The sequence below is a fragment of the Rhizobium sp. SG_E_25_P2 genome, from assembly GCF_029892285.1.
GTDB lineage: Bacteria > Pseudomonadota > Alphaproteobacteria > Rhizobiales > Rhizobiaceae > Rhizobium_E.
The window spans coordinates 19,869-39,896 of sequence record NZ_JARXVM010000026.1 but is presented as its reverse complement, the minus strand read 5'-3'; the positions used below and the strand labels follow the sequence as shown (position 1 = coordinate 39,896).

Here is a 20,028-nt window from a genome sequence, read left to right as displayed (position 1 = left end):
GCGTCAGCTGCGGCGGCCGGTCTCCATCGTCTCCAGCATGGCCTCCAGCGTTTCGATCGTATCGGCCTCGCCTGATGGCTTGTCCCAGCGCAGGCGGGAGATGCGGGGAAAACGCATGGCGACGCCGGATTTGTGGCGGCTGGAGCGGGCAAGTCCCTCGAAGGCCACTTCGAACACCAGCCCATACTCCTCCGTCGCCTTGACCGAACGCACCGGCCCGAAGCGGTCGATCGTATTGTCGCGCACGAATTTGTCGATCTGCATCAGTTCTTCGTCCGAAAAGCCGAAATAGGCTTTGCCCACCGGCACGAGCTGGCGAATACCCTCCGCCTCCTGCCAGACCCCGAATGTATAGTCGGAATAGAAGCTGGAACGCTTGCCATGGCCGCGCTGGGCATACATCAGCACCGCATCGACCACATAGGGGTCGCGCTTCCACTTGAACCATGGCCCCTTGCGACGACCCGGCAGATAGGGAGAATCTTTGCGCTTCAGCATCACCCCTTCGATGATCGGATGGATCGGCGCGCGCCTGAGCGCGTCGAGATGATCCCAGCTGTCAAAAGCCACCAGCGGCGAAAGATCAAAGCGTGAGGGATCGATCCGGCCGATCAGCCGCTCCAGCCGCGCCCGGCGCTCGATGAGCGGCAGTGGCCGAAGATCCTCGCCATCCTCCATCAACAGGTCATAGGCGCGGACGAAGACCGGAAACTCCTTCTCGACCTTGGCGGACACGGTCTTGCGGTTCAGTCGCTGCTGCAGGTCGGAGAAGGTGCCGACAAACTCGGGCAGCCGCCCAACCAGCAATTCCCCATCGATGACGGCCTCGAAATCGATGGCGCCGAGAAGATCGGGAAAGGCGCCAGAGATCTCGTCGCCGCTGCGGGAATAAAGCCGGCGCACGCCGCCTTCGGAGCTGACCTGCACGCGGATGCCATCCCATTTCCATTCGGCATTGTAATCATCGATCGACAGCGTATCGAGATCGCCATCTTCCACGGCGGTCGCCAGCATGACCGGACGAAACATCGCCCGGGCCGCTTGTTCGGGCTTCTCCGCCTTGCCGGTCAGCCAGGCGAAGAGCTCGACGTAAGGAGATTTAAGCCCATGCCACATTTCCTCGATTTCGACCACGTCGCGGGAGCCGAGATCGGCCAGCGCTTGTTTGGTGAGGCCGGAGGAGACGCCGATGCGCAAGCCGCCGGTGGCGAGCTTGATGGCGGCGTAGCGACCTGAGGCATCCATCCGGTCGAGCATGGAGGCGAAGAGTTTCGGCGCATCCGAGCGCGACGCCTTCATCAGCGTGTCCACCATATCGGAGAGCCGCATGTCATGCGCTTTCGCCTCGCCTGTCTCAGGCCAGATCAGCGAGATGGTCTCGGCGAGGTCGCCGACATAGTCATAGCTATAGGCGAGCAGCACCTCGTCCATGCGCTCGGCGGCGAGTTGGCGCAGGATGGCGGGTTTGATCGCGGGAATGTCGAGCCCGTCGGTCAGCGCCGCCAGCGCATAGCCCCGGTCTGGATCGGGCGTATCGCGGAAATAATCGCGCAAGAGCGTCAGCTTGCCGTTGCGCGACGGCGTCAGCACCAGTCGGTCGATGAGTTCGGAAAAGCCGCGCATCAGTCGTTCTCGTCCTCATAGCCCACGAGATGCAGGGGGCGTGCGGCAATCTGGTGCAGTTCGCACCAGCGCACCAGCGCCTCCTCGCGGCCATGCGTGACCCAGACTTCGCCCGCGCCGGTGTCGCGGATCGTCTGGGTCAACTCGTCCCAGTCGGAATGATCCGACAGGATCAACGGCAGTTCGACGCCGCGCTGCTTGACGCGCTGGCGGATGCGCATCCAGCCCGAGGCGAAGCAGGTGACCGGATCGGCAAACCGCCGCGCCCAGCGATCGGAAAAAGCCGAGGGCGGGCAGAGAATGATCTCGCCGGCGAATTTCTCCTTCGAGCCCTTCTCGATGGTCGCCGGCGCGAGTGGGCCGAGATCGACGCCCTGGCTCTGGTAATAGGCCGACAGACGCTCCAGCGCGCCGTGCAGATAGATGGTCTTGTCATAGCCCGCCTGACGGATGAGGCTGATCACCCGCTGCGCCTTTCCCAGCGCATAGGCGCCCACGAGATGGCTGCGCTCGGGGAACTGCGCCACCGAATGAAGCAGGCGCGCAATCTCGTCGCGATCGTCGGGATGACGGAACACCGGCAGCGCAAAAGTCGCTTCGGTGATGAAGACGTCGCAGGCGACCGGCTCGAAGGCCCGGCAGGTGGCGTCGGCGCGACGCTTGTAATCGCCCGAGGCGACGATCCGGAGCCCATCTTTCTCCACCACGATCTGGGCCGAGCCCAGCACATGGCCGGCAGGGGCGAAGCGCACGGTGACGTCGCCGATTTTCATCTCGCGCCCCAGCTCCGCCGCCTGGCTCTCGCCGGCGAAATTGTCGCCATAGCGGATGCCCATGATATCGAGCGTTTCCTGCGTGGCGAGCACGGCGGCGTGTCCCGAGCGGGCATGATCGGAATGGCCATGGGTGATCAGCGCACGCGGCACGGGCGCGACAGGATCGATATAGAAATCGCCGGGCGGGCAATAGAGACCCTTTGGCGTCGAGCAAAGCAGGTCTGACGGGCGCATGGTGAGACGAAGCATCCTGTGTTTGGCCTCTATACGCAAGACAGGGAAAAGAGGCCGAGGATGAAACGACGTGGCGCCCGTTCCGGTTCAGTCGCCGGTTACGCCCGAGCGAAGGCCAGTTTGGCGCCGAGGGCGAAAAAGGCGAGCGCGAAGACCCTGTTGAACCCGATCATCAGGCCCGGCCTCGCTGCGATCCTGTGGCCGATCGCAGAAGCCAGCACGCCATAGAGAGCGAAGACGACGAAGGTCATGGCCATGAACACGGCGCTGAGCATCAGCATGTCCGCCATCGGCGTCGTCGATTGCGGCGCAATGAATTGCGGCAGGAAGGCCACGAAGAAGATCGACAGTTTCGGATTGAGCAGATTGATCAGCACCGCCTTGACCACGAGACCCAGCGAAGAGCGTTCGCCAACCTCGGCCGTCAGGGACAGACTGCCTTTGTCGCGCCAGACCTGCCATGCCAGGAAAATGAGATAGGCGGCGCCGGCATATTTGAACAGGTCGAACAGAAGCGCGCTGGCGTGCAGAAGCGCGGTCAGGCCGAGACTGGCTGCCGCGAGATGCGGCAGGATGCCGAGCGTGCAGCCGAAGGCGGCGGCAAGGCTTTTGCGGCCGCCCTGCGACAGGCCGACCGCCAGCGTATAGATGGCGCCCGTGCCGGGCGAGGCGACGACGAGAAAGGTGGTGATCAGGAATTCCGGGCTCATGAGGGTTCTCCAATGGATGGCCCGAGCCTATCGGCGGTGATGAGGATGGTCTTGAACCGGATTGCAGTTCAGGCTGCGGCGAGCGCGCCGGGCGTGAAGCCATAGCGTTGCACGAAAGCGCGCGTCATATGGCTCTGGTCGGAAAAGCCGCAGGCATAAGCCGCTTCGCCCAACGCCGCGCCGCTCCGGATCAGGCGACGGGCGACATCGCAACGCTTCTGCGCCTGATAAGCGCTCGGGGTGAAACCGCAGGCTTTCCGGAAGGCGCGCAGCGCCTGAAACCGGCTCAGGCCGAGCACCGCGCCGATTTCGGCCAGCGACCGGTTCCGCGACGGATCATCCGCGATCATCGCCAAGGCCTTGCCGATATCGGGAGCAGCAGCCGGCGCGGGCGTTCGGTCCTCCAGAAGCGTGGAGAGAAGGTCGGCGAAATCCTCCTCGCGCGCCAGCGGATCTGCGCCAGGCGGCCCGGTCATCGACCGGTAGAGCGAGAGAAAGCGCCGAGCGGCGGCGCGAGCCCGCAACACCGGGAATTTGAGTTCTTTCGGGGTCCAGCCGCGCAACGGTTCGCCGGCAATGAGATCATTGACGACATCGGGACTGAAATACAGCATCCGCCAGCTGCGTGCGTCGCCTACAGGCGCGCCGTCATGGATTTCGCCGGGATTGACAGTGATGAGATCACCCGCTTCGGCCTCGACCTGGCCTCGCCCGCTCGCCGATGTCTGGGCGCCGGAGATCACCACGCCGATGCCATAGTCGTCATGAGAGTGGCACGAGAAGGTCATGCCACTCGTCGCGGCGACGGCGATCACGCCAGGCATGGCTGTCCGTCGGACAGAAAAATCGCCGCGCATGTCCCAATGCTCCTTTCAACGCTCAGTTCCTGACGCCATCCCAGACCGGTAGACTGATGATCGCAGACACCGCGATGAGCGAAAAGCAGATTCGGCGGAATATATCCTCGCGCGCATAGCCGAAGCTGCGGGCGCCGAGATAGAGGCCAAACCCGTAGACCGGACCCGTCATGATCGCCAGAGCAAACACCTGCAACACCAGAAGCTCGGCCCACCAATAGCTGATGGCCGAAAAGACCGAGGAAATCGCGAAATAGAGAACGATATTGGCGCGCACTTGCGCGGCCTTGTGCTGTCCGCCGAGCCAATAAGTGACGACAGGCGGCCCCCCGAGCTGCGCCGCGCCGCTGAAGAAGCCGGCGATCGCGCCGACGCCAAGCGTAGCCGCCGCCACGGGTTTGGAACGATAGCGCCAGCCCGACAGCAGCAGAAGCAGGAAGCCGACCGCCGTGAGCGAGATGCCCCAGCGCGTCGCCAGCGGATCGAAATGCATAAGCGCCATCACGCCGAGAGGCACAGCGACCAGGGCGCCAATCGACATCAGGCCGACGGCCTGTTTGTCGGCCTTGCGCAAGGCATCGGGGATCAGCGGAAAACTCGCGACGATATCGATCACCAGCAAGATCGGTCCCGCCATTCGGGGTCCGACCACCGCGCTGGCAAGCGGCACGAATATCAGCGCTGCGCCGAAACCGGAAAACCCACGCGCAAGCCCCGCGATGAAGGCCGCCAGCAGCAGTGGAACAAGGGTGGAAACGGGATAAAGACTGAAATTCATCTTGCGCGAATGCGATCGTAAAATTGCGCCGCGAAAAACGCCTGCGGCCATTGCCTCTAAAAATCAAAAGGGTCGCCCGACGGACGACCCCCATGAGATTGGCCTGTATCTGGCCGGGCCTAGAAGGCCCTGGAAGAAAGGATCAGAGCGAGGGCTGCCTCGCAGACGTCACGCTCACTTCCAAGCCATATACGAGCGCCGAATACTCATTAGACATTGGATCACCATCCTTTCTGTTTGTTGCCGATAAGGAAAAGGTATGCCGATTCACGAAGTTTGCAAGAGGGCCCAATGCACGAATTATTTCGCCCGATAACAAAACTGGATCAGACCGAGCCATCCGAGGGAATGTTGAGCACCGTGCCGCAATGCTTGCAATGCACCGCATCCGCCTCATGCAGGAAGAGGCCGCATTGCGGACAGTCGAAGCGCACCTTGGAGGGCCGGAAGATCGTCTGGATCAGCCGGAGGAACAGCGACACGCCGAACACCATGATGATGATGGCGAGGATGCGGCCCATATCGCCCACCAGCGTCACGTCGCCGAAGCCCGTGGTCGTCAGCGTCGTCACGGTGAAATAGAGCGCGTCGAGAAAATCGCCGATCGCCGGATTGACCTGCGCCTGGGTCACGAAGACCAGTTCCGTCATGATGAACAGAAAGACGAACAGGTTGACGGCGCTGAGGATAACATCCTCATGGCGACGGAAAAGCGGGAAATCCGCCCGGAGCTTGGCCTGCAGGCGATAGGACCGCAACAGGCGGAGTATGCGAAGGCTGCGTAGAAAGGCGAAGGCTGCGCCAAACAGCGGCGCAAACAGCGAGAAAATGACGATCACGTCGAGGATGTTGAGCGGCGACAACAGGAATTGCCGTTTGTTGCCCGCAATCCAGTAGCGCGCGACATAATCGAGCGCGACATAAAAGCCGATCGCGACATCGACCCAGATCACCCAGACCTCGCCATGGAAGAATGTCGTGACGACGAGCAGGATCATGGTGATCACGTCGATGCCGAGCAGCATATACCGGAAGCGATGCGCATCGCGCGATTTGGCCTCGTAGAGCGCCTGGATCCTGACCTTGAGCCGCATGAGATCTCCTCTTCGATCAGGACATATAGCGGCTCCGGCGGAATCCGCCAGACCGCGTCGTCTTGAAGACCCGTGTCGGCGCGGCCGGGACTGGCGCGTCCGAAGTCGACGGTCTACAAGATATCCATGACCTACGCCCTGCTGCTGATCGCCATCGTCGCGGAAGTGATCGCCACGTCCGCCCTCGCCAAATCGAACGGCTTCACCATACTCGTTCCGAGCCTGGTGTCGGCGCTCGGCTATGCCTTCGCCTTCTATCTTTTGTCGCTGGTCACCAAGACCGTGCCTGTCGGCATCGTCTACGCGGTCTGGTCAGGCGCCGGCATTGTGCTCGTGGCGTTGGCGGGCTGGCTGATTTTCGGCCAGAAGATGGACCTGCCCGCCCTCATTGGTCTCGCGCTCATCATCGCGGGTGTGCTGACTATAAACCTCTTGTCGAAAACGGTCAGCCACTAAATCGTATAAGGCGCCAAAAAACTGGCAACGATCAGGTTAGCCACAGATATATCGGATTTATCCGCCAATCATCCGAAAAATTACGGCCTCATATTAACGCGTATTTAAATGAAAAACTCAATAGTTACTTCCGCGACCATCAAGTGCGCTGTTTATCCCTTTTTCAAAAAAGGGCGCATCGATCCGAGGAAATCATGTTGTCTGGATTCAAGAAATTATCATTCGGCCAGTTACTGACCGGACTCGCAGTTGTGCCGCTGATCGCAGTGACATCGCTTGGCGGCCTGATGACAATGGCGAATTATGAGGCCTATCAAGTCGACATCAACACGGAAAAGCTGCAGCTTTTGGTCGACAGCGCCGGCAGCCTCGCCATCCTCGCGGCGGAAGAAGGCTCCGCCAAAGGTCAGCAGCTCGTCGACATCCGCAGGGAGGCGGATACGACCTTCAACGATCTCAAGACCCGCTATGACAACGCCGACCGTCACGGTTTGGCGGACGCCGCTCTCGGCCGGACGGTTGCGGAGATTGAAACCCGTTACAGGCAAATGCAAAACGAATTCCGCCCGATGGTGGATTCCAACACCGCCGATCCCATGGCCGGCCTTCGCTATCTCGAGCCGGTGGCGCGGTTCAGCTCGGAGATCGCCCGACAGGTGAGCTTTGAAACGGCGGACCGCGAGCTCTCACGCTCCACGGCCGGCTACTATTCGTTGATCCAGCTGCACAGCGCCTATCAGATGCTCCGGCGACTGGGGAACAGCTTCATCAAGGATGGACCGCTGAACACCGGGAATTTCGCCACATTTGCGCGGGCCAACACCCTGATCCCGTTGCATCTGACCACATTCCACGAAGCGGCTCCCGCATCTATCCGGGAACCCTATGACGCCTTCTGGCAAACCGCCGAAGGCAAATTGATCGACAAGTTTCGCGAGTTGATGACGAAAAACGAGAAATTTGAAGCCGGACCTCAGGATGTCGACCAGTGGCAGGCGGCAATTGGCGCCCGGCGGGTCCTCGTCGCCGATCTCCTGAGCCAATATCGGGCCGGCATGAATACAGCCATGGCCGAAAAAATCGCCCGTGACCGCAGCGCGCTGATCCGCATGCTCCTGATCCAGGGCGCGCTGACGCTCAGCATGGTGCTTTTGTCGGTTTTCGTGGCCCGCACGCTGTCCTCCTTCATCAAGGACAGCGCCCGGCGCATGACCACGCTCGCCGACGGCGACACCGACACTGCCATTCCGGGCGCAGGCCGCAAGGATGTCATCGGCGAAATGGCCAATGCCGTCGCCATTTTCCGCGAACGCACGCTCAGGGCGCGCGACCTTGAGCGCGAGGCGGAGGAGAACCGCGAGCGGGCAGAGCGCGAACGGGTGGAAATGCAACGCCGCGCAGAAGCAGAGGCGGACACCCGGCTTCGCCAGGCAACAGGCTCGCTCGCCGCAGGCCTCAAGCGACTGGCGGAGGGCGACCTGGTTTGCGAAATCAATGATCGCTTTGCCGAGCAGTTCGAGCCGTTGCGCGAGGATTTCAACGCTTCTGTCCGGCAATTGCGCGACGCGCTCGGCGCGGTTGGCCGTTCCGCGTCCTCCGTCAGCGCCGGCAGCGCGGAAGTTTCCAACGCATCCTCCGATCTGTCCAAGCGCACCGAACAGCAAGCCGCCTCTCTGGAGGAAACCGCCGCCGCGCTCGAGCAAATCACCTCGAATGTCACGGCAACCTCGAAGCGCACCCAGGAGGCTCGCGACGTCGCCCAGACTGCGCGCTCGACTGCGGGGCAATCGGGAGCCGTGGTGCGCGACGCCGTCTCGGCGATGGAGCGGATCGAGAAATCCTCCCATCAAATCGGCCAGATCATCGGCGTCATCGACGAAATCGCCTTCCAGACCAATCTTCTCGCCCTGAATGCGGGCGTCGAGGCGGCGCGCGCCGGCGAAGCTGGCAAAGGTTTCGCCGTCGTGGCGCAGGAAGTCCGCGAACTCGCCCAGCGTTCGGCCAACGCCGCCAAGGAAATCAAGGCGTTGATCGCGAATTCGGCGGTCGCGGTCGGCGAAGGCGTGAAACTGGTCAATGAAACCGGCGTCGGCCTCTCCCAGATCGAGCAGCTCGTGCAATCGATCAACGCGCATATGGACGCCATCGCCACGGCCGCCCAGGAACAGTCCACCGGGCTGGCCGAAGTCAACAGCGCCGTCAATCTGATGGACCATGCAACGCAACAGAATGCCGGCATGGTCGAGGAAATGAACGCCGCCGGCGTCTCTCTCGCCGACGAAAGCCGTCAATTGCACGATCTGCTGGCCCGCTTCCGTCTCGGCGACCAGGCGGCAATGCTGCGCCAGACGGCACAGGCGATGCGGACGTCCGCGCCGCAGCGCGCCGCGCCACAACGCCCTGCCCGACCGGCTCCAGCCGCGATGGCGCCGAAAAGAGCCGCCAGCGGCGGCGGCGCGGTCAAGGACGACTGGGAAGAATTCTAACAAACGACGAAAGGGCGCCCACGGCGCCCTTTTTCATATCAGCTTCCGCGTCACGCGGCTTGCGCCCGGATCCGGCATCGGGCAGAAGCGGCGGCATAGAGCCGTTGACCGTGAGGAGAGATGATGCAGGACGCGTCGAAACCGCCGCGACTCGCGGGCAACATCCATGCCGTGGGCAGGGAAAAGCTCACCGCCCATCTCGCCATGCTGCTGTTCGCCGTGCTCATCGCCGGCTCCTTCACACTCGGCAAGGCTGCGACGGCCGTGATGCCCGGCTACGCGATCAACAGCCTGCGCTATGTGCTGGCCGTGGCGGTGATGGCGGGAGCCGGACTGTTTCTTCTCAGGGCGCCGCTTGCCTATCCCGGCCGCCCCTGGCGCTTTCTCATCCTTGGCCTGCTGATGGCCATCTATATGAGCACCATGTTCAAGGCGCTGGAGTTTACTTCCGCCGTTTCGACCGGCGCCGTCTTCACCATGATGCCGCTGATGAGCGCCGGTTTTTCCTGGCTGTTCCTGAGACAGGCAACAAAGCCCGGCGTGCTGATCAGTCTCATCGTGGCCGCCGCCGGCGCGGTCTGGGTGGTGTTTCGCGGCGATCTCGGAGCACTTCTCGCCTTCGATATCGGCCAGGGCGAGCTGATCTATTTCGTCGGCGTGATCTGCCACGCGGCCTATGCGCCGTTGCTCAGAAAATTCAATCGCGGCGAAGCCGCCTATCAATTCGCCTTCTGGGCGGTGGCCGCCACCTGCCTCTGGCTGCTGCCGGTCGGCGCGCCCTCGCTTGTAGAGTTGGATTTCGCGACGGTTCCGGCCATCGCCTGGATCGCGATCGCCTATCTCGCGGTGGTCACCACCATCATCACCTTTTTGCTGCTACAATACGCCTCGCTCAGGCTGCCCTCGTCCAAAGTGCTGGGCTACGGCTATCTGACGCCGAGTTTCATCATTCTCCAACAAGGCCTGCTTGGCCATGGCTGGGTGAGCGTTTCGGTTTTGGCCGGCGCGCTCGCCACCGCCTGCGGCCTGCTGATCATGGGATTATTGCCGGATTGAAGCTTGCATTTTGTACTCATTCGAGTACAATAACATCATGCGATCCACATCCTACAGCGACCTCCGGAAAAACCTTGCCGCCGTCCTCGACAGCGTGACCGACGACCGCGCGCCCGTGCTCATTACGCGGGACAGGGGCAAACCGGCTGCGGTGTTGATGTCAGTGGAAGACTTCGCTTCTTATGAGGAAACGGCCCATCTCCTCAAGAATCCACGTAACGCAGAACGGCTTCTTGAAGCCGTGCGGGATCTCGACGACGGCAAGGGCGAGGCGCGAGAACTCTCCGAGTGAAGCTGATCTTCCACGAACGCGCCTGGGAAGACTACCTCTACTGGCAGGCGACAGATGGAAAGATGCTGGCGCGGATCAATCCCCTGATCAAGGACGCCAGCCGTCAGCCCTTTCATGGGATCGGCAAGCCGGAGCCGTTGCGCGGCGAGTTGAAGGGCTGGTGGTCACGGCGCATTGACGCAGAGCATCGCATCGTCTACCGCCCCAGCGAACAGGGCCTACTCATCGCACAGTGTCGGCATCATTATTGATGCATCAATTGCGGATGCTCAGCCCACCCATGAACAATTGCTCAAGAAAACGGGCGGCGTCCTCGAAACGACCGTCGCCGTCTTTTTCCTGGCCGAGCACAGCGCGGACCTGCACGTCGAAGTCGGCGTAATGCTGGGTGGTCGACCAGATCGAGAAAATGAGGTGATAGGGATCGCATTTAGCGATCTTGCCGGCCTTGGCCCAGGCCCTGATGACCTCGGCCTTCTCATCCACGAGTTCCTTTAGCGGGCCTTTCAACGCATCCTCGATCAGGGGCGCGCCGCGCAGCACTTCATTGGCGAACAGCCGGCTCTCGCGCGGAAAATCGCGCGCCATTTCCAGCTTGCGCCGAATATAGGATCGGATCTCGCTTTCGGGATTGCCCTCCGCGTCGAACGCCCTGAGCGGATCGAGCCAGGTGTCGAGCACGCGCTCGATCAACGCCCGATGCATGGCCTCCTTGGTGCGGAAATAATAGAGAAGATTGGGCTTGGACATGCCGGCCACCTCGGCGATCTGATCGATGGTCGCGCCCTTGAAACCGTTTTGAGAAAACACGTCGAGCGCCGCTTCGAGGATCTGCTCTTCTTTCTCCTCCTGAATGCGCGTCCGTCGCTGTGTCTGGGCGGCTCTGGGTATCGGCATTGAGTCTGCTCCCGCTTTTCCGGCCAAAACCGGCCGGGGCGATGTGCTATTGATGAATTTTTACGCCAAGTTTTCAACCGAAAAATTTTTAGGCAAAATCGCGTTTTTCGTCTTGAGCAAGGCGCTGGAAGTTGTAATGTTTACCAAACGGTCAAATTATTGAACAAAAGGCAAGTCCACGCAACTGTTCAATAAAGGCGAACAAGAAAAACAACGCCTCACCAGACCACGGGAACCATGCGGAGCGGAACACCGCCCGAAAGAATGAGGCCTGAGGGCCGCAAGGGAGATAATCGTGACAGCACCCGGCGAAAACATGCGCATCAACAGCGACCGTCTGTGGGATTCGCTGATGGACATGGCCAAGATCGGCCCCGGCGTGGCAGGCGGCAACAATCGCCAGACCTTGACGGATGAAGACGGCGAAGGCCGCCATCTGTTCAAGCGCTGGTGCGACGAGGCCGGCCTGACCATGGGCGTCGACAAGATGGGCACCATGTTCATGACGCGGCGGGGAACGGATCCCGACGCCCTCCCCGTCTATGTCGGCAGCCATCTCGACACCCAGCCGACCGGCGGCAAATATGACGGCGTGCTCGGCGTGCTGGCGGGTCTGGAAGTCGTCAGGTCGATGAACGATCTCGGCATCAAGACGAAGCATCCCATCGTCGTGACCAACTGGGCCAATGAGGAAGGCGCCCGCTTTGCGCCCGCCATGCTCGCCTCCGGCGTGTTCGCCGGCATCCATACGCTGGAGCATGCCTATGGCCGCAAGGACCCGGACGGCCTGACCTATGGCGACGAGCTCAAGCGTATCGGCTGGCTCGGCGAGGAAGAGGTCGGCGCGCGTAAGATGCACGCCTATTTCGAGTATCATATTGAACAGGGACCGCTTCTTGAGGCCGAGAACAAGCAGATCGGCGTCGTCACCCATTGCCAGGGTCTGTGGTGGCTGGAATTCACGCTCACCGGCAAGGAAGCCCATACCGGCTCGACCCCGATGAGCCATCGCGTCAATGCCGGGCTCGCCATGGCCAGGATCATAGAAATGGTCCAGACGGTGGCCATGGACAACCAGCCGGGCTGCGTGGGCGGTGTCGGTCAGGTGAAGTTCTCGCCCAATTCCCGCAATGTGCTGCCGGGCACGGTGATCTTCACCGTCGACATCCGCTCGCCTGACCAGACCAAGCTCGACGGCATGCGCGCCCGCATCGAAAAGGAAGCCGCGGAGATCTGCTCAGCCCTCGGCGTCGGCTATTCGGTCGAGGCTGTCGGCCATTTCGATCCGGTCACCTTTGATCCGACCCTTGTCGCCTCGGTGCGCAAGGCGGCCGAAGATCTCGGCTACAGCCATATGAACATCATCTCCGGCGCCGGCCACGACGCCTGCTGGGCCGCCAAGGTCGCGCCCGCCACGATGATCTTCTGCCCCTGCGTCGACGGCCTCAGCCATAACGAAGCCGAGGAAATCTCCAAGGACTGGGCCGCCGCCGGCGCCGATGTGCTGCTGCGCGCGGTGGTGGAGACGGCGGGGATTGTGGAGTGAGGGCGTCATCGCTATACTGGGTTGTAAATGGTCCGATGGAGCGTCGAGCATGTCCTCATCAACCGACAATCTGGTCCTCGAGCATCTCCGCGCCATCCGCGGCAAGGTGGAGCGACTTGCAGACGACATGTCAGAGGTCAAGACGCGCATCGGTCTCCTCGAATATCAGGTCGGCGGCCTTACAGCCCAGAACGCCGGCCTCTCCGGTCGTCTCGACCGCTTGGACGAACGTCTCGGCCGCATCGAAAAGCGGCTTGATCTGGTGGACGTTTAGACAAGGTCTCGTGAAGCAACGCTTCACGCGCTCCCTTTTGGGCCATCAATTTGAAGGCAAGGGAGGCATGGCATGAAACTCGACGAGTTCGTTAAGCAGAGCTTGCTCGATATTACCAACGGCGTAGTCGAAGCTCAAAAACAATCAATGGTTTATATTGCGCCCGGCTACGTCAACGGCAAGCGCATTGAGCAGGCGCACGACGTTAAGTTCGAAGTCTCTGTAACGGTTTCAGTCGAAGGTGGCGGCGGCATAAAGGTGCTTTCGTTTGGCGAACTCAAAGCAGGCGCCAATAGCGAAAACTCAAGCAAACTCTCATTCGAGGTGCCGATCTACTTCAACGCGCCAACGCCGCGAAATCCGCTGCATCACAGCAATAACATTGCACGTTCAGAGGGAGAGAACGCATGACCACCACAATTATCAAGAACGGCACTGTTGTCACCGCCGACCTGACCTACAAGGCCGACGTCAAAATCGAGGGCGGCGTGATCATTGAGATCGGCCAGAACCTGTCGGGCGACACGGTGCTCGACGCGGCCGGCTGTTATGTCATGCCGGGCGGCATCGATCCGCATGTGCATTTGGAAATGCCGTTCATGGGCACCTATTCCGCCGATGATTTCGAAAGCGGCACCCGCGCGGGCCTTGCCGGCGGCACGACGATGGTGGTGGATTTTTGCCTGCCGGCGCCGGATCAGTCGCTGCTCGAAGCCCTGACGATGTGGGACAACAAGACCTCGCGGGCCAATGCCGACTATTCCTTTCATATGGCGATCACCGGCTGGAACGAGCGCATCTTCGACGAGATGAAGACGATCGTCCAGGACAAGGGCATCAACACCTTCAAGCATTTCATGGCCTATAAGGGCGCTCTGATGGTGAATGACGACGAAATGTTCGCCTCCTTCCAGCGCTGCGCCGAACTCGGCGCGCTGCCGCTGGTGCATGCCGAAAACGGCGACGTCGTCGCCTCCATGACCGCCAAGCTGCTCGCGGAGGGTAATAACGGCCCCGAGGCGCATGCCTATTCGCGCCCGCCCGAAGTGGAAGGCGAAGCGACCAACCGCGCCATCATGCTGGCCGACATGGCCGGCGTGCCGCTCTATGTCGTGCACACCTCCTGCGAACACGCGCATGAAGCCATCCGCCGCGCCCGCCAGAAGGGCATGCGCGTCTATGGCGAGCCGCTGATCCAGCACCTGACGCTCGACGAGAGCGAATATTTCGACAAGGACTGGGACCACGCCGCCCGCCGCGTGATGAGCCCGCCCTTCCGCTCCAAGGCGCATCAGGACAGCCTCTGGGCCGGCCTGCAATCGGGCTCGCTCTCCTGCGTCGCCACCGACCACTGCGCCTTCACCACCGACCAAAAGCGCTTCGGCCTCGGCAATTTCGCCAAGATCCCCAACGGCACCGGCGGCCTCGAAGATCGCCTGCCGATGCTCTGGACCCATGGCGTCGCCACAGGCCGTCTGACCATGAACGAATTTGTGGCGGTGACCTCGACCAACATCGCCAAGATCCTCAACATCTATCCGAAGAAAGGCGCGATCCTGGTCGGCGCCGACGCCGATATCGTGGTGTGGGACCCCAAGCGCTCCAAGACGATTACCGCCAAGACCCAGCAATCGGCGATCGATTACAATGTCTTCGAAGGCAAGCAAGTCACCGGCCTGCCGCGCTTCACACTGACCCGCGGCGAGGTGGCGATCGAGGAGACGACCGTCAAGACCCGTGAGGGCCACGGCCAGTTTGTCAAGCGTGAGCCCTTCACGGCGGTCAACAAGGCGCTTTCGACGTGGAAAGAGCTGGTTGCACCGCGCAAGGTGGAGCGGACGGGGATACCGGCGAGCGGGGTGTGAGACGCAATGTTGCAGGCCTTTAGGACGATCGGCGTCGCCGGGCACACTCTCCCCCCTTGTGGGGGAGATGTCGCGAAGCGACAGAGGGGGGTGGGCCCCAGGAGGGAGAGAATGCCGCATGCATCGATAGCTCCCAGACTCCGCCGAAACGCCAAGGGCTTGCGTCGGGAGATGACCGATGCCGAGCGGAAGCTGTGGAGCCAGATCCGCGCCCATCGTCTGATGGGACTGGGATTACGTCGCCAGTTTCCCTTGGCCGGGTACATCGCTGACTTTGCTTGCCCGGAACATCGACTGATCATTGAAGTCGATGGGTCGCAACACGGAGAAGCAGAGCAGCAAGTTTACGATGCAGCGCGGACCGTAAGGTTTGAGCGCGACGGCTGGACGGTTCTGCGCTTTTGGAACACAGACGTGCTGGCGCATATAGACGATGTCTGTGAACTTATAGTCCGTGCAGTGGGGACGGATAAATTCAGATGAGGTCGCGTCCGGTGAGATACCCCCCTCTGTCGCTACGCGACATCTCCCCCACAAGGGGGGAGAATGGGCGGCGGGCGCTCTCAATCCGCCAGCCTCTCCAATTCCGGCAGCAACACCACACTCTCCTGCTCGTTGGGATCCGTTCGCGCAATGACCGCCGAGCAACTCTCTGTCTGGGAACGGTTGACCGGCAGATGCGGCATGCCGGCGGGGATGTAGAACATGTCGCCGGCCTTGGTGATGACGCGGTGTTCGAGATTGGGGCCGTAGAAGCATTCGACCTCGCCCGACAGCACGAAGATCGCTGTCTCGTGCCCCTCATGCATATGGGCCTTGGCGCGGCCGCCAGGCGGCACGGTCAAGAGCATCATCGCGATGCCCTGCGCGCCCGCCGACTCCTTGGAAATACCCTCGAGATAGGAAAAGCCCTGCTTGCTGTCATAGGGGACGGCGGGGCGGATCAGCTTGCAATCGGACGCAGGGGGTGATGACATAATCCGAAACTCCATCGAACCAAGAGAAGGCGGAAATAACCGCCAGGGGAGAATAATCATGATACTGGGTGAACATGTCCACTTCTAAAACACCAGTGGTGACGGCGCGCGACCTCGGCCTGGTCTTTCCGACCAATGACGGGCCGGTGACGGCGCTGACCGGCGTCAATCTCGACGTCAACAAGGGCGATTTCGTTTCCTTCATCGGCCCCTCCGGCTGCGGCAAGACGACATTCCTGCGCGTGATCGCCGATCTCGAAAAGCCGACATCAGGCTCGATCCTCATCAATGGCATGACGCCTGAAAACGCCCGCAAGAGCCGGGCTTACGGCTATGTGTTCCAGGCCGCGGCGCTCTATCCCTGGCGGACGATTGAAGAGAATATCGCCCTGCCGCTCGAAATCATGGGCTACGCCAAGTCGGAGCAGAAGCAACGCGTCGAGCGCACGCTTGATCTCGTCAATCTCTCGGGCTTCGGCAAGAAATATCCCTGGCAGCTGTCGGGCGGCATGCAGCAGCGCGCCTCCATCGCCCGCGCGCTCGCCTTCGACGCCGATCTTTTGTTGATGGACGAGCCATTCGGCGCTCTCGACGAGATTGTCCGCGACCATCTCAACGAACAGCTCCTGAAACTCTGGGACCGCACCAACAAGACGATCTGCTTTGTCACCCATTCCATTCCGGAAGCCGTCTATCTCTCCACCAAGATCGTGGTGATGAGCCCTAGGCCCGGCCGCGTCACCGATGTCATCGAATCCACCCTTCCCCGGGAGCGGCCGCTCGGCATTCGCGAGACGCCGGAATTTCTCGAAATCGCCCATCGCGTCCGCGAAGGCCTGCGTGCGGGTCATTCCTATGACGAATAGTTCTTGCGCGACCTCTGGCCGGAGGACCAGCCGATGAAAACGGGTTTTATCCTCTGGCTCGCCATTTCCGCGGTGATCTTCGTCGGCGCCGCCACCGCCTCGCGCACCTATGTCGCGACAGCCAACTGGCTGTGGGTGCTTCTGTCGATGAGCCTCTATATCATCGGCAATCTGATCATGCTCAAGCTCATGCGCGAAGGCGGCCTCGGCCTGGCCGTGTCGATCTCGGCCATCGCACAGCTGATCCTCGCCAATATCATCGCCTTCCTGCTGTTCAACGAACGCCTGACCGGCGTGCAGACCGCCGGCCTGGCGCTCGGCCTGGTGGCCATGACGCTGATGATGTGGCCGACCAAGGCGGTGACGCCATGATCTGGCTTCGCGACAAAGCCTTTCCGGTCATGACCGTCATCGCCGCGCTGATCGCGCTCTGGCTTGTCTTCGTGGTGGTGCTCAACGCGCCTTTCGAACGCAGCCAGGCGGCCAGCGCCGGAACCGAGATCGGCTTCTCCGAACTTGTCAAGAAGACTTTCACGCAGGAACGACCGGTTCTGCCCTCCCCGCATCAAGTCTTGGCGGAATGGTGGAAGACCACGTTTGAGATGAAGCCGACCTCCAAGCGCAGCCTCGTCTATCACGCCTGGATCACCATTTCGGCGACGTTGGCCGGCTTCGGCATGGGAACGGCGCTCGGCGTGGCGCTGGCCATCGGCATCGTTCACAACCGCGCCATGGATCGCTCGCTGATGCCATGGGTGATCGCCAGCCAGACCATTCCGGTGCTGGCGATCGCGCCGATGATCATCGTCGTGCTCAATGCCATTGGCATTTCGGGACTTCTGCCGAAGGCGCTGATCTCCACCTATCTCAGCTTCTTCCCCGTCGTGGTCGGCATGGTGAAGGGCCTGCGTTCGCCGGAACAAATCCAGCTCGATCTGATGCACACCTATAACGCCAGCACCGCGCAGACGCTGATCAAGCTGCGCTGGCCGGCTTCGGTGCCCTATCTCTTCGCCTCGTTGAAGGTGGCGATCGCCGCTGCTCTCGTGGGCGCCATCGTCGGCGAATTGCCGACCGGCGCGGTCGAAGGTCTCGGCGCGCGTCTCTTGTCCGGCTCCTATTACGGTCAGACGGCGCAGATCTGGGCGGCGCTGTTCATGGCCTCGGCCGTCGCGGCAGGGCTGGTGGCGCTGGTTGGCGTCATCGAAAAACTGACCATGAAAGCCATGGGCGCAAAACCGGAGGGCGCGCGCTGATGAACACGTCGCTCATATTCTTCGGGCTGATTTTCTGGATTGCCGCCTGGGCCTTCAATGCCTGGCTGACCAAACAGAAATTCGCCAACACCACCCTGGCGCGCGCCGCCAACCTGGCGGTGCCGGCGCTGTTCGGGATCACGCTGCTGGTGCTGTGGGAATGCCTCACGCGCGGCTTCAACGTGCCGCATGTGCTTCTGCCGCCGCCGTCGATGATCTGGGCCCGGCTGATCACGTCCCTGCCGATCCTCTGGGCCGATGTGCAGCAGACCTTCTTCAAGGCCGTGCTGGCAGGTTATGTCATGGGCTGCGGCCTGGGCTTCCTCGCAGCGATCCTCATTGATCGCTCGCCTTTCCTGGAGCGCGGCTTCCTGCCGCTCGGCAATTTCGTCTCGGCGCTGCCTATCGTCGGCGTCGCCCCGATCATGGTGATGTGGTTCGGCTTCGACTGGCAATCCAAGGCGGCTGTCGTGGTGATCATGACCTTCTTCCCGATGCTGATCAACACGCTGGCAGGGTTGAAGGCGTCGTCCTCGATCGAGCGGGACCTCATGCACACCTATGCCGCCGACTGGCGCAACACGCTGCTCAAAATGCGTCTGCCCGCCGCCTGGCCGTTTATCTTCAATGCGCTGAAGATCAATTCGACACTGGCGATGATCGGCGCCATCGTGGCGGAATTCTTCGGCACGCCGATCGTCGGCATGGGCTTCCGCATTTCGACCGAAGTCGGGCGCATGAATATCGACATGGTCTGGGCCGAAATCGCCGTGGCCGCGCTGGTCGGCTCACTGTTTTATGGTCTCGTCGCCTTCTTCGAGCGGCGGGTCACATTCTGGCATCCGTCTGTCCGTGGTGGGCAGGCGTAATATAAAGAGGGAACAAAACACCATGAAAAAGACCATCACACTCCTGATGACCGCGAGCGCGCTGACGCTCGCCGCACTTTCGGCTCAGGCCGCCGACAAAGTGACGCTGCAGTTGAAATGGGTGACTCAGGCCCAGTTTGCCGGCTATTACGTCGCCAAGGACAAGGGCTTCTACACCGAAGAAGGCCTCGACGTCGACATCAAGCCCGGCGGCCCGGACATCGCGCCTGCGCAGGTGATCGCCGGCGGCGGCGCCGATGTCGTCGTTGACTGGATGCCCTCGGCGCTGGCCACCCGCGAAAAGGGCGTGGCTCTCGTCAACATCGCCCAGCCCTTCAAGCATTCCGGCCTGATGCTGACCTGCGCCAAGGATTCCGGCATCACCAAGCCCGAAGACTTCAAGGGCAAGACCATCGGCGTCTGGTTCTACGGCAACGAATATCCGTTCCTCACCTGGATGGGCAAACTCGGCTTCAAAACCGATGGCGGCGCGGAAGGCGTCACCGTGCTGAAGCAGGGCTTCAATGTCGACCCGCTGCTGCAGAAACAGGCCCAATGCATCTCCACCATGACCTATAACGAGTATCACCAGATCCTCGAAGCAGGCGTGAAGGCCGATGACCTCGTAACCTTCAAGTATGAAGACCAGGGCGTCTCCACCCTTGAAGACGGCCTCTATGTGCTGGAAGACAAGCTGAAGGACGATGCTTTCAAGGCCAAGATGGTCAAATTCGTCCGCGCCTCGATGAAGGGCTGGAAATACGCCGAAGAGCATCCGGACGAAGCTGCCGGCATCGTGCTCGAAAACGACGCCTCCGGCGCCCAGACCGAGCAGCATCAGAAGACCATGATGTCGGAAGTCGCCAAGCTGACCGCAGGCTCGAACGGCGCGCTCGACCCGGCCGACTATGACCGCACCGTCGCCACCCTGCTGTCCGGCGGCTCCGACCCGGTGATCACCAAGAAGCCGGAAGGCGCCTACACGCTCGACATCACCAACGAAGCGCTGAAGTAAGCGATCCATTCCATCAATCTCGAAAGGCGCCGGAGACGGCGCCTTTTTTGTTGCCCTCGGCACAGGCGCTGATGCCCAGAAACGAAAAAACCCGGAGCAGA

The 20,028-nt window shown here is 61.5% G+C and carries 23 protein-coding genes; 15 read left to right on the top strand and 8 right to left on the bottom strand.

Annotated elements, in window-relative coordinates; translation table 11 throughout:
• Nucleotides 1-3: 3 nt before the first annotated feature.
• From M2360_RS25360 to M2360_RS25335, 6 genes are all read right to left on the bottom strand, one after another.
• A complete protein-coding gene (locus M2360_RS25360; RefSeq protein ID WP_280778177.1) occupies nucleotides 4-1,623 on the bottom strand; it encodes a cisplatin damage response ATP-dependent DNA ligase in 1,620 nt (539 codons plus the stop codon).
• Complete coding sequence (locus M2360_RS25355) at nucleotides 1,623-2,633, bottom strand: ligase-associated DNA damage response exonuclease (protein ID WP_280778176.1); 1,011 nt, start codon at nucleotides 2,631-2,633, stop codon at nucleotides 1,623-1,625. Before M2360_RS25355 ends, M2360_RS25360 begins: the two co-directional genes overlap by 1 nt.
• A 98-nt stretch (nucleotides 2,634-2,731) precedes the next feature.
• Complete coding sequence (locus M2360_RS25350; RefSeq protein ID WP_280778175.1) at nucleotides 2,732-3,343, bottom strand: LysE family transporter; 612 nt, start codon at nucleotides 3,341-3,343, stop codon at nucleotides 2,732-2,734.
• 68 nt (nucleotides 3,344-3,411) lie between these two features.
• Complete coding sequence (locus M2360_RS25345) at nucleotides 3,412-4,200, bottom strand: AraC family transcriptional regulator (RefSeq protein ID WP_280778174.1); 789 nt, start codon at nucleotides 4,198-4,200, stop codon at nucleotides 3,412-3,414.
• A gap of 22 nt (nucleotides 4,201-4,222) precedes the next feature.
• Nucleotides 4,223-4,978 (bottom strand): sulfite exporter TauE/SafE family protein, encoded by a 756-nt coding sequence (locus tag M2360_RS25340; protein WP_280778173.1) that lies wholly within the window; start codon nucleotides 4,976-4,978, stop codon nucleotides 4,223-4,225.
• Nucleotides 4,979-5,304: 326 nt separating this feature from the next.
• Nucleotides 5,305-6,072 (bottom strand): ion channel, encoded by a 768-nt coding sequence (locus tag M2360_RS25335; protein WP_280778172.1) that lies wholly within the window; start codon nucleotides 6,070-6,072, stop codon nucleotides 5,305-5,307.
• Between the two features lie 126 nt (nucleotides 6,073-6,198).
• Between M2360_RS25335 and M2360_RS25330 the strand changes: the two genes are divergently transcribed.
• From M2360_RS25330 to M2360_RS25310, 5 genes are all read left to right on the top strand, one after another.
• Nucleotides 6,199-6,528 (top strand): SMR family transporter, encoded by a 330-nt coding sequence (locus tag M2360_RS25330; protein ID WP_280778171.1) that lies wholly within the window; start codon nucleotides 6,199-6,201, stop codon nucleotides 6,526-6,528.
• Between the two features lie 194 nt (nucleotides 6,529-6,722).
• Nucleotides 6,723-9,014 (top strand): methyl-accepting chemotaxis protein, encoded by a 2,292-nt coding sequence (locus tag M2360_RS25325; RefSeq protein ID WP_280778170.1) that lies wholly within the window; start codon nucleotides 6,723-6,725, stop codon nucleotides 9,012-9,014.
• A gap of 123 nt (nucleotides 9,015-9,137) precedes the next feature.
• The gene (locus M2360_RS25320; RefSeq protein ID WP_280778169.1) at nucleotides 9,138-10,070 is read left to right on the top strand and encodes a DMT family transporter; all 933 of its coding nucleotides are present in this window, start codon (nucleotides 9,138-9,140) and stop codon (nucleotides 10,068-10,070) included.
• Between the two features lie 37 nt (nucleotides 10,071-10,107).
• A complete protein-coding gene (locus M2360_RS25315; RefSeq protein ID WP_137154810.1) occupies nucleotides 10,108-10,362 on the top strand; it encodes a type II toxin-antitoxin system prevent-host-death family antitoxin in 255 nt (84 codons plus the stop codon).
• Complete coding sequence (locus M2360_RS25310) at nucleotides 10,359-10,613, top strand: Txe/YoeB family addiction module toxin (protein WP_280778168.1); 255 nt, start codon at nucleotides 10,359-10,361, stop codon at nucleotides 10,611-10,613. Before M2360_RS25315 ends, M2360_RS25310 begins: the two co-directional genes overlap by 4 nt.
• A gap of 4 nt (nucleotides 10,614-10,617) precedes the next feature.
• On the opposite strand, the gene M2360_RS25305 is transcribed toward M2360_RS25310, so the two are convergent.
• Nucleotides 10,618-11,259 carry a TetR family transcriptional regulator C-terminal domain-containing protein gene (locus M2360_RS25305; RefSeq protein WP_280778167.1) on the bottom strand — a complete coding sequence of 214 codons (642 nt, stop codon included), beginning with the start codon at nucleotides 11,257-11,259 and terminating at the stop codon, nucleotides 10,618-10,620.
• A gap of 295 nt (nucleotides 11,260-11,554) precedes the next feature.
• On the opposite strand from M2360_RS25305, the gene M2360_RS25300 reads away from it, so the two are divergent.
• The 5 genes from M2360_RS25300 (at nucleotide 11,555) to M2360_RS25280 (ending at nucleotide 15,427) form a co-directional block, all read left to right on the top strand.
• The gene (locus M2360_RS25300; RefSeq protein ID WP_280778166.1) at nucleotides 11,555-12,805 is read left to right on the top strand and encodes a Zn-dependent hydrolase; all 1,251 of its coding nucleotides are present in this window, start codon (nucleotides 11,555-11,557) and stop codon (nucleotides 12,803-12,805) included.
• 49 nt (nucleotides 12,806-12,854) lie between these two features.
• The gene (locus tag M2360_RS25295; protein WP_280778165.1) at nucleotides 12,855-13,079 is read left to right on the top strand and encodes a hypothetical protein; all 225 of its coding nucleotides are present in this window, start codon (nucleotides 12,855-12,857) and stop codon (nucleotides 13,077-13,079) included.
• 72 nt (nucleotides 13,080-13,151) lie between these two features.
• A complete protein-coding gene (locus M2360_RS25290) occupies nucleotides 13,152-13,490 on the top strand; it encodes a hypothetical protein (RefSeq protein ID WP_280778164.1) in 339 nt (112 codons plus the stop codon).
• Complete coding sequence (gene hydA, locus M2360_RS25285; RefSeq protein WP_280778163.1) at nucleotides 13,487-14,944, top strand: dihydropyrimidinase; 1,458 nt, start codon at nucleotides 13,487-13,489, stop codon at nucleotides 14,942-14,944. The genes M2360_RS25290 and hydA overlap by 4 nt, the downstream gene beginning before the upstream one ends.
• Before the next feature lie 111 nt (nucleotides 14,945-15,055).
• Nucleotides 15,056-15,427 carry a DUF559 domain-containing protein gene (locus M2360_RS25280; protein WP_280778162.1) on the top strand — a complete coding sequence of 124 codons (372 nt, stop codon included), beginning with the start codon at nucleotides 15,056-15,058 and terminating at the stop codon, nucleotides 15,425-15,427.
• 80 nt (nucleotides 15,428-15,507) lie between these two features.
• On the opposite strand, the gene M2360_RS25275 is transcribed toward M2360_RS25280, so the two are convergent.
• Nucleotides 15,508-15,921, bottom strand: coding sequence for a cupin domain-containing protein (locus M2360_RS25275; protein WP_280778161.1), 414 nt, complete (start codon nucleotides 15,919-15,921; stop codon nucleotides 15,508-15,510).
• Nucleotides 15,922-15,995: 74 nt separating this feature from the next.
• On the opposite strand from M2360_RS25275, the gene M2360_RS25270 reads away from it, so the two are divergent.
• Genes M2360_RS25270 through M2360_RS25250 form a run of 5 tightly spaced genes read left to right on the top strand, consistent with a single transcriptional unit; the run spans nucleotide 15,996 to nucleotide 19,927 of the window.
• Nucleotides 15,996-16,787: an ABC transporter ATP-binding protein gene (locus tag M2360_RS25270; RefSeq protein ID WP_280778160.1), complete on the top strand. Its 792-nt coding sequence runs from the start codon at nucleotides 15,996-15,998 to the stop codon at nucleotides 16,785-16,787.
• 33 nt (nucleotides 16,788-16,820) lie between these two features.
• Nucleotides 16,821-17,159 carry a hypothetical protein gene (locus M2360_RS25265; protein WP_280778159.1) on the top strand — a complete coding sequence of 113 codons (339 nt, stop codon included), beginning with the start codon at nucleotides 16,821-16,823 and terminating at the stop codon, nucleotides 17,157-17,159.
• On the top strand, nucleotides 17,156-18,043 hold the full coding sequence (locus M2360_RS25260; protein WP_280778158.1) for an ABC transporter permease: 888 nt from the start codon (nucleotides 17,156-17,158) through the stop codon (nucleotides 18,041-18,043). The genes M2360_RS25265 and M2360_RS25260 overlap by 4 nt, the downstream gene beginning before the upstream one ends.
• Entirely contained in the window at nucleotides 18,043-18,912 is an 870-nt protein-coding gene (locus M2360_RS25255) for an ABC transporter permease (protein ID WP_280778157.1), read from the top strand. Before M2360_RS25260 ends, M2360_RS25255 begins: the two co-directional genes overlap by 1 nt.
• Nucleotides 18,913-18,934: 22 nt before the next feature.
• Nucleotides 18,935-19,927, top strand: a complete 993-nt coding sequence (locus M2360_RS25250) for an ABC transporter substrate-binding protein (protein ID WP_280778156.1) — start codon at nucleotides 18,935-18,937, stop codon at nucleotides 19,925-19,927.
• Nucleotides 19,928-20,028: the final 101 nt, after the last annotated feature.

Excerpts from the sequence above, each read along its gene's own strand:
- M2360_RS25315 (WP_137154810.1), top strand. The coding sequence starts at position 10,108 with ATGCGATCCACATCCTACAGCGACCTCCGGAAAAACCTTGCCGCCGTC.
- M2360_RS25280 (WP_280778162.1), top strand. The coding sequence starts at position 15,056 with ATGCCGCATGCATCGATAGCTCCCAGACTCCGCCGAAACGCCAAGGGC.
- M2360_RS25295 (WP_280778165.1), top strand. The coding sequence starts at position 12,855 with ATGTCCTCATCAACCGACAATCTGGTCCTCGAGCATCTCCGCGCCATC.
- M2360_RS25265 (WP_280778159.1), top strand. The coding sequence starts at position 16,821 with ATGAAAACGGGTTTTATCCTCTGGCTCGCCATTTCCGCGGTGATCTTC.
- M2360_RS25325 (WP_280778170.1), top strand. The coding sequence starts at position 6,723 with ATGTTGTCTGGATTCAAGAAATTATCATTCGGCCAGTTACTGACCGGA.
- M2360_RS25260 (WP_280778158.1), top strand. The coding sequence starts at position 17,156 with ATGATCTGGCTTCGCGACAAAGCCTTTCCGGTCATGACCGTCATCGCC.
- M2360_RS25335 (WP_280778172.1), bottom strand. The coding sequence starts at position 6,072 with ATGCGGCTCAAGGTCAGGATCCAGGCGCTCTACGAGGCCAAATCGCGC.
- hydA (WP_280778163.1), top strand. The coding sequence starts at position 13,487 with ATGACCACCACAATTATCAAGAACGGCACTGTTGTCACCGCCGACCTG.
- M2360_RS25255 (WP_280778157.1), top strand. The coding sequence starts at position 18,043 with ATGAACACGTCGCTCATATTCTTCGGGCTGATTTTCTGGATTGCCGCC.
- M2360_RS25320 (WP_280778169.1), top strand. The coding sequence starts at position 9,138 with ATGCAGGACGCGTCGAAACCGCCGCGACTCGCGGGCAACATCCATGCC.
- M2360_RS25355 (WP_280778176.1), bottom strand. The coding sequence starts at position 2,633 with ATGCGCCCGTCAGACCTGCTTTGCTCGACGCCAAAGGGTCTCTATTGC.
- M2360_RS25350 (WP_280778175.1), bottom strand. The coding sequence starts at position 3,343 with ATGAGCCCGGAATTCCTGATCACCACCTTTCTCGTCGTCGCCTCGCCC.
- M2360_RS25250 (WP_280778156.1), top strand. The coding sequence starts at position 18,935 with ATGAAAAAGACCATCACACTCCTGATGACCGCGAGCGCGCTGACGCTC.
- M2360_RS25275 (WP_280778161.1), bottom strand. The coding sequence starts at position 15,921 with ATGTCATCACCCCCTGCGTCCGATTGCAAGCTGATCCGCCCCGCCGTC.
- M2360_RS25270 (WP_280778160.1), top strand. The coding sequence starts at position 15,996 with ATGTCCACTTCTAAAACACCAGTGGTGACGGCGCGCGACCTCGGCCTG.
- M2360_RS25360 (WP_280778177.1), bottom strand. The coding sequence starts at position 1,623 with ATGCGCGGCTTTTCCGAACTCATCGACCGACTGGTGCTGACGCCGTCG.
- M2360_RS25330 (WP_280778171.1), top strand. The coding sequence starts at position 6,199 with ATGACCTACGCCCTGCTGCTGATCGCCATCGTCGCGGAAGTGATCGCC.
- M2360_RS25345 (WP_280778174.1), bottom strand. The coding sequence starts at position 4,200 with ATGCGCGGCGATTTTTCTGTCCGACGGACAGCCATGCCTGGCGTGATC.
- M2360_RS25340 (WP_280778173.1), bottom strand. The coding sequence starts at position 4,978 with ATGAATTTCAGTCTTTATCCCGTTTCCACCCTTGTTCCACTGCTGCTG.
- M2360_RS25290 (WP_280778164.1), top strand. The coding sequence starts at position 13,152 with ATGAAACTCGACGAGTTCGTTAAGCAGAGCTTGCTCGATATTACCAAC.
- M2360_RS25305 (WP_280778167.1), bottom strand. The coding sequence starts at position 11,259 with ATGCCGATACCCAGAGCCGCCCAGACACAGCGACGGACGCGCATTCAG.